Source organism: Streptomyces hygroscopicus subsp. hygroscopicus, from assembly GCF_001553455.1.
Taxonomy (GTDB): Bacteria; Actinomycetota; Actinomycetes; order Streptomycetales; family Streptomycetaceae; genus Streptomyces; species Streptomyces hygroscopicus.
On record NZ_BBOX01000468.1, the window covers coordinates 1 to 6,748 of the forward strand.

5 protein-coding genes and 1 pseudogene are annotated in these 6,748 nt (G+C 73.8%); 2 read left to right on the forward strand and 4 right to left on the reverse strand.

Annotated features, from left to right (window positions below):
• Positions 1-210: 210 nt before the first annotated feature.
• From AXW62_RS36220 to AXW62_RS36230, 3 genes are all read right to left on the reverse strand, one after another.
• Positions 211-2,655 (reverse strand): GcvT family protein, encoded by a 2,445-nt coding sequence (locus AXW62_RS36220; protein ID WP_060948145.1) that lies wholly within the window; start codon positions 2,653-2,655, stop codon positions 211-213.
• The gene (locus tag AXW62_RS36225) at positions 2,655-3,740 is read right to left on the reverse strand and encodes an S-(hydroxymethyl)mycothiol dehydrogenase (RefSeq protein WP_060948146.1); all 1,086 of its coding nucleotides are present in this window, start codon (positions 3,738-3,740) and stop codon (positions 2,655-2,657) included. The genes AXW62_RS36220 and AXW62_RS36225 overlap by 1 nt, the downstream gene beginning before the upstream one ends.
• Positions 3,741-4,069: 329 nt before the next feature.
• Positions 4,070-4,867 (reverse strand): IclR family transcriptional regulator, encoded by a 798-nt coding sequence (locus AXW62_RS36230; RefSeq protein WP_060948147.1) that lies wholly within the window; start codon positions 4,865-4,867, stop codon positions 4,070-4,072.
• 151 nt (positions 4,868-5,018) lie between these two features.
• Between AXW62_RS36230 and AXW62_RS36235 the strand changes: the two genes are divergently transcribed.
• Both AXW62_RS36235 and AXW62_RS36240 read left to right on the forward strand, forming a co-directional pair.
• On the forward strand, positions 5,019-5,381 hold the full coding sequence (locus AXW62_RS36235) for a bifunctional 3-phenylpropionate/cinnamic acid dioxygenase ferredoxin subunit (RefSeq protein ID WP_060948148.1): 363 nt from the start codon (positions 5,019-5,021) through the stop codon (positions 5,379-5,381).
• A complete protein-coding gene (locus AXW62_RS36240) occupies positions 5,378-6,580 on the forward strand; it encodes an NAD(P)/FAD-dependent oxidoreductase (protein ID WP_060948149.1) in 1,203 nt (400 codons plus the stop codon). Before AXW62_RS36235 ends, AXW62_RS36240 begins: the two co-directional genes overlap by 4 nt.
• On the opposite strand, the pseudogene AXW62_RS45220 reads toward AXW62_RS36240, so the two are convergent.
• Positions 6,528-6,748 (reverse strand): annotated as a pseudogene (locus AXW62_RS45220) (hypothetical protein); the annotation flags it as partial. The gene AXW62_RS36240 and the pseudogene AXW62_RS45220 overlap by 53 nt on opposite strands.

The following is a 6,748-nucleotide window of genomic DNA, read 5'->3' on the forward strand; positions in this document are numbered from 1 at the left end:
CGGTGGCACCGGTGAGTGCCGGATCGGCGAGGACCGGACCGCACTCCTCCGGACCGGGCACGCGCACCCCGCGGACGGTCGGCCGCTGGGCGGCGGAACGGCCCGTGCCGCTCGGCGCCGGGACGATCACCTTGCGGGCATCGTCGGGACGAGCACCTCGCGGGCGGGGGCCGGGAGGGGCCGCCGGGCGGCGGTGCCCCGCGGCCTTCGTCAGCGGCGGATACGCTCCCCGCGCGGGTCGTAGAGGGGCTCGGCGGCGACGGTCGCGGGGACCTTCTCGCCGAAGTACTCGATGTGGACGGCGGTGCCGGGCACGGCGATCGCGGCGGGCAGCCAGGCGTAGGCGACGGTCCGGCCGATGGTGTAGCCGTAGGACGCGCTGGTCACATAGCCGGCCGCGACGCCATCGGCGTACACCGGCTCCTTGCCCATGACCACCGCGGCCGGGTCGTCCAGGGTGAGACAGGTCAGCTTGCGCGTCACCGTCCCGGCGCCGCGGCCCTCGAGCGCCGCGCGCCCGATGAAGTCGCCCTTGTCCATCCGGACGGCGAAGCCGAGCCCGGCCTCGTAGGGATCGTGCTCGGTGGTCATGTCATGGCCCCAGGCGCGGTAGCCCTTCTCCAGCCGCAGGCTGTTGAAGGCCGAGCGCCCGGCGGCGATCACCCCGTGGTGCCGCCCGGCCTCCCAGAGGGTGTCCCACAGCCGCAGGCCCAGGTCGGCGGTGGTGTACAGCTCCCAGCCCAGCTCGCCGACGTAGGACAGCCGCATCGCGGTCACCGGGACGTGGCCGATGAAGGTGCGCCGGGCCGTGAAGTAGCCGAACGCCTCGTGTGCGAAGTCGTCGGGGGTCAGCGGCTGGACCAGGTCCCGGGCGAGCGGGCCCCAGACGCCGACGCAAGTGGTGCCCGGGGTGATGTCGGCGATACGGACGTCATCGGGCGCGTGGCGCAGCAGCCAGTCCAGGTCCAGGGCGCCGCCCGTGCCCACCTGGAAGTGGTGCTCCGAGAGCCGGGCGACGGTCAGATCGCTGCGGATGCCCCCGGCCTCGTCCAGCAGCAGCGTGTAGGTGACCGCGCCGGGCTTCTTCGCCAGCTGATTGGTGGTCATGCGCTGGAGGAAGTCCAGCGCGCCGGGCCCGCTGACCTCCAGCCGCCCGAGCGGGGTCATGTCGTACAGCGCGACCCGCTTCCGGGTGGCCCTGGCCTCGGCGGCGGCGATGGGCGACCAGTGGCGGGCCGACCAGGCGTCGCGCGGGGGCGGCTGGACGGACTCGGCGAGCGCGGCGTTCGCCTCGTACCAGTGCGGCCGCTCCCAGCCCGCGGCCTCCAGGAAGTACCCGCCCAGCTCCCGCTGCCGGACGTGGAAGGGGCTGACCCGCAGCGGACGGGGCTGCTCCACCGGCTGCAGCGGATGGATGACGTCGTAGACCTCGATGAAGTTCCGCCGTCCCCGCTCGGCGATGTAGGCGGGGGAGCGCTGGGCCTCCTCGAAGCGGTACAGATCGCATGCGTGGACGTCCGTGCCCGGCCGCCCGTCCGTCATCCACTCGGCCACCGCACGGGCCACGCCCGCGGCGTGGGTCACCCACACCGCCTCGGCCAGCCAGAAGCCGCGCACCTCGCGGGACTCGCCGATGACCGGCATCCCGTCGGGGGTGAAGGAGAAGACGCCGTTGAAGCCCTTCTCGACCCGGCTCGCGCCGAGCGCGGGAAGCAGCCCGACGCTCTCCGCCCAGCTGGGTGCGAAGTCCTCCGCGGTGAACGGCAGCGAGGACGGCATCACCGGGGCGTCGTCGTACGCGGGCAGCCGCGCCGGGTCGACCGGGAGCGGGCGGTGGGCGTAGCTGCCGATGCCGATGCGGTCGGTGTGCTCGCGGTAGTACAGGTCGCGGTCCTGGAAGCGCAGGATCGGCCGGCTCGCCTCGGTCCGGGGGTCGTTCACGCCCGCCAGCTCGGGCAGCGGCGCGGTCGTGGCGTACTGGTGGGCCAGCGGTTGCAGGGGGACGTCAACCCCCGCCATCGCGCCGATCAGCGGCCCCCAGAACCCGGCCGCGCAGACCACGGCGTCGGCGGGGAAGGTGCCCCGGTCGGTGACCACGGCGGTGACCCGGCCGCCCTTCCGCTCGATGGCGGTGACGGTGTGCCGGTCCAGGAAACGGGCGCCGCGGGCGGTGGCCCGCTCCAGCTGGGCGCGGGAGGCGAGCAGCGCGCGGGCCAGCCCGTCGTCCGGGGTGTGGAAACCGCCGAGGATCCGGTCCCGGGCCAGCAGCGGCCACAGCTCGGCGCACCGGGCCGGGGAGATCAGCTCGCCCCGTACGCCCCAGGAGGCCGCCAGCCCGGCCTTGCGGTGCAGATCGGCCCAGCGCTCCTCGCTGGTGGCGATCTCCAGACCGCCCACCGGGTTGAAGCAGGGCAGCCCGTCCACCTTCAGGGAGGAGAACTTCTCCACGGTGTACCGGGCGAAGCCGGTGAGCGTCCTGGAGGGGCTGGTTTGGAAGACCAGGCCGGGGGCGTGCGAGGTGGAGCCGCCGGGGGCCGGCAGCGGGCCCTGCTCCAGGACGGTGACCTCGCTCCAGCCACGGGCGGTCAGCTCATCGGCCAGGGAACAGCTCACGATCCCGGCCCCGACGATCACGACACGGGCATCACGTGTCATCAGAACACCACCACCGACCGCAGCACCCCGCCGCGCTGCATCGTGGCGAACGCGGCCTCGACCTCCTCCAGCGTGATCGTCTCGCTGACGAACGCGTCCAGGTCGAGCTTGCGGCTCAGGTGGAGGTCGACCAGGACCGGGAAGTCCCGGCTGGGCAGGCAGTCGCCGTACCAGGAGGACTTGAGCGCACCGCCCCGGGAGAACAGGTCGATCAGCGGCAGATCGACGCGCATCTCCCGGTCCGGCACCCCGACCTGCACCAGCACCCCGGCCAGATCGCGCATGTAGAAGCCCTGGGTGTAGGTCTCGGGGCGGCCCACCGCGTCGATGACCACGTCCGCGCCGAAGCCCCCGGTCAGCTCGCGCACCGCCGCCACCGGGTCCGTGCCACGGGAGTTGACGGTGTCGGTGGCGCCGAAGCGGGTCGCCGCGTCCAGCTTGGCGTCGTCGATGTCCACGGCGATCACCCGGCGCGCCCCGGACAGCGCGGACCCGGCGATCGCGGCGTTGCCGACGCCGCCGCAGCCGATCACCGCGACCGTGTCGCCGTTGGAGACCCCGCCGGTGTGCACGGCCGCGCCGTAACCGGCCATCACCCCGCAGCCGATCAGACCCGCCGCCTCGGGGCGGGCCGAAGGGTCGATCTTCACCGCCTGCCCCGCCGCGACCAGCGTCTTCTCGGTGAACGCGCCGATGCCCAGGGCCGGGCTGAGCCGGGTGCCGTCGGTGAGGGTCATCGGCTGGGCGGCGGTACGGCTGTCGAAGCAGTACCACGGGCGGCCCCGGCGGCAGGACCGGCAGCCGCCGCACGGCGCCCGCCAGGCCAGGACCACGTAGTCACCGGGTGCGAGCGCGGTGACGCCGGGGCCCACGGCCTCGACCGTTCCGGCCGCCTCGTGCCCGAGCAGATACGGGAACTCGTCACCGATCGCGCCGTCCCGGTAGTGCAGGTCGGTGTGGCACACCCCGCATGCCTGGACTCCCACCAGCACCTCACCGGGGCCGGGGTCGGGCACGAGGACGGGCAGCACCTCCACGGGGGCGCCCTTTTTGACCGCGACGGCGGCGCGGGCTTCTTGCGGCATGGCTCACTCCTCTGTTCTCCTGCGCTCGCAGGGACCGGTGCACGGGAGCCGGCATGACTGCCTCGACGACAGGGCGGGGCCGCGGCCGTTCCCCAACGGCCGCCGGTTACCCCCCAGTTGCGTATGGCGCGGCATGTTGCGCGATGAGAGACATCCTGAAAGTCGCCGCCCCGTGCGGTCAAGGGGTGCGCGTAAACCGTCCGTAAACCGGCGGTGACGGGGGGTTTCGCGGCGGCCGCGCGCACCGGGGCGCGGCCGGCCGGGGAAAGCGACGAGGGGGCCGGAAGACTCCGGCCCCCTCGTCACCGGTGGTGGGGTGGGGCGGCGGCTCAGCCGGGGAAGCCCATCCGGCGGGACAGTTCCTCGGCCGTCTTCATCGCGTACTCGGCCAGATCGGGCAGCCGGCTCTGCGCCATCCGGTACGCCGGGCCCGACACGCCGATCGCGCCCATCACCGCGCCGTCGTGGCCGCGCACCGGCGCCGCCACCGCGTTCAGCCCGATCTCCAACTCCTCGCAGGAGTAGGCGAAACCGCGCTCGGCCGCCGTCTCCAGCTGCTGCCGCAGCTCCGCGGAGGTGGTGATGGTGTGCTCGGTGAAGCGCGGCAGCTTCCGCGTCACCAGGCGCTCCCGGCGTTCGCCCGGCAGATGCGCGAGCAGCACCTTCCCGCTCGCGGTCGCGTGCAGCGCGGTACGCCGCCCCAGCCAGTTGAAGGCGGTCACCGCCGCGGCGCCGCGCGCCTGCATGATGTTGACCGCCGCGTCCCCGTCCAGCACGGCGATGTTGGCCGTTTCACCGGTCTCGTCGGCCAGCGCCCGGCACACCGGGGCGCCCTCCTGCGAGATGTCCAGACGGATGGCGGCGGCGCCCGCGAGTCTGAGCACCCCGGCGCCCAGGTAGTACTTCCCCCGGTCGCGTTCCTGTCCGACCAGTCCGCGGTTCTCCAGCACGCCCAGCAGCCTGAAGGCGGTCGACTTGTGCACCCCCAACTCGTCGGCGATCTCGGTCACTCCGGCCTCGCCGAGCCTGGCAAGGATCTCCAGGACGCTGACCGCCCTGTCCACCGATTGCACTGCCCCGGCGGCCCCCCGCTTCTCCTCGGCCCGTTCCTCGGTCGTGTTCGTCATGGTTCTGATCTCACCATCCGACGGCTCTGCGTGGGGCCCCTCGGGCCGGGGAACTCTTGACGGCTGCCTTCACGATCTGGATTCTGTTGCGCATCGCGCTTTTCAGTGCGTCATCCACAACGCATGATACCGATCAACGTGAGGGGGGCCAATGATTCCCGTCTGCCGTATCGAGGACCTGCCGGAGGGTGAGTCGGTACGTGTCGAGGCCGGCGACGCCACCGCGGCGATCGCGGTGTTCCACACCGGCGGTGCGTTCTACGCCATCGATGACACCTGCAGCCACCAGGACGCCTCCCTCTCCGACGGGTGGCTGGAAGGCTGCTACGTCGAATGCCCGCTGCACGCCGCGCTGTTCGACCTGCGGTCCGGCCGGCCGACGTGCCTGCCCGCCCGCAGGCCCGTAACGACCCACGCCGTCACGGTCGTGGACGGAATGCTGTATGTCCACCCCTCGGTGACCGCCGTTCCCGGCGACCCCGTGCGCACGGCACCGGAAGAAGCCGTGGCATGACGACGGTCGGGACGGTCACGGTGGTCGGGGCCTCGCTCGCCGGGCTGCACGCGGCATGGGGCCTGCGCTCCCAGGGATACGACGGACGGCTGGTGGTGGTCGGGGAGGAACGCCACCGCCCCTACGACCGCCCGCCGTTGTCCAAGGAGTTCCTGACCGGTGACGCGGACCCGGGCGAGGGTCCGGGCCACCTCGCCCTGACCGACCCCGAGGAGGAGGCCGAACTGGACGCCGAGTGGCTGCTCGGCGTCCGGGCCGAGGCACTGGACACCGCGGCCGGGGAGATCCGCCTCACCGGCGGCCGCACCCTGCGCACCGACGGCGTCGTCATCGCCACCGGGGCCACGCCCAGAACGCTGCCCCTCCCGCGGATGGCCGGCGTGCACACCCTGCGCACCCTCGACGACGCCATCCGGCTCCGGGCCGCGCTGCGCGCGGGCGCCGCACGAGTGGTGGTGATCGGCGCGGGCTTCATCGGCGCCGAGGTCGCCTCCTCCTGCGCCGCCCTCGGACTCGACGTCACCGTCGTGGAGGCCGCGCCGCTGCCGCTGCTGCCCCAACTGGGCGAGGAGATGGCCCGGGTGTGCGCCGCACTGCACGCGCGGGGCGGGGCCACCCTGCTGTGCGGCACCGGTGTCGCCGGTCTGCGCGGCGGCGGCCGGGTCACCGGCGTGGAACTCGCCGACGGGCGGCTGCTGCCCGCCGATGTGGTGGTCGTCGGCGTCGGAGTGCGTCCGGTCACCGGGTGGCTGGAAGGCTCCGGTCTGCTGCTGGAGGACGGGGTGCGGTGCGACGAGGGCTGTGTCACCGCGCTGCCCAACGTGGTGGCCGTGGGGGACGTGGCCCGGCTGGCCCGGCCGGGCACCGGGCACACCGTCCGGGCCGAGCACTGGACCAGCGGGATGCTCCAGGGCGCCGTCGCCGCCCGCAACCTGCTCGCCGGGTCCACCGTCGAACCCTTCGACGCGCTGCCCTACTTCTGGTCCGACCAGTACGGCTCGCGCATCCAGTACGCCGGGCGGCGCGCGCCCGGCGACACGGTCCGGATCCTCGAGGGGGACCCGGCCGACGGCGGCGGCTTCCTGGCCGTCTACGAACGGGACGCGGCCCCCACCGCGGCCCTCGGCGTCGACCGGCCCCGGCCCTTCATGCGGCTGCGCCGCGAGCTGGCCCGCGCTCCGCGGCCGGCCGGGAGGTGACCGGATCCGCCTTACGGGCCCGCCGGCGCTGCCGGCGCAGCTCCCGGGCCGTGCTGCTGGGGCCGGACACCACCCCGTAGCGCTGGCGCCAGACCTGCCGGGTCACCCACACGTCCAGCACGCCCCAGGTCGCCACCACCGTGCTCGCCACCGTGGCGAGCACGGCGG

Coding starts and splice junctions, on each gene's coding strand:
- AXW62_RS36220 (WP_060948145.1), bottom strand. CDS start 2,655: ATGACACGTGATGCCCGTGTCGTGATCGTCGGGGCCGGGATCGTGAGC.
- AXW62_RS36225 (WP_060948146.1), bottom strand. CDS start 3,740: ATGCCGCAAGAAGCCCGCGCCGCCGTCGCGGTCAAAAAGGGCGCCCCC.
- AXW62_RS36230 (WP_060948147.1), bottom strand. CDS start 4,867: ATGACGAACACGACCGAGGAACGGGCCGAGGAGAAGCGGGGGGCCGCC.
- AXW62_RS36235 (WP_060948148.1), top strand. CDS start 5,019: ATGATTCCCGTCTGCCGTATCGAGGACCTGCCGGAGGGTGAGTCGGTA.
- AXW62_RS36240 (WP_060948149.1), top strand. CDS start 5,378: ATGACGACGGTCGGGACGGTCACGGTGGTCGGGGCCTCGCTCGCCGGG.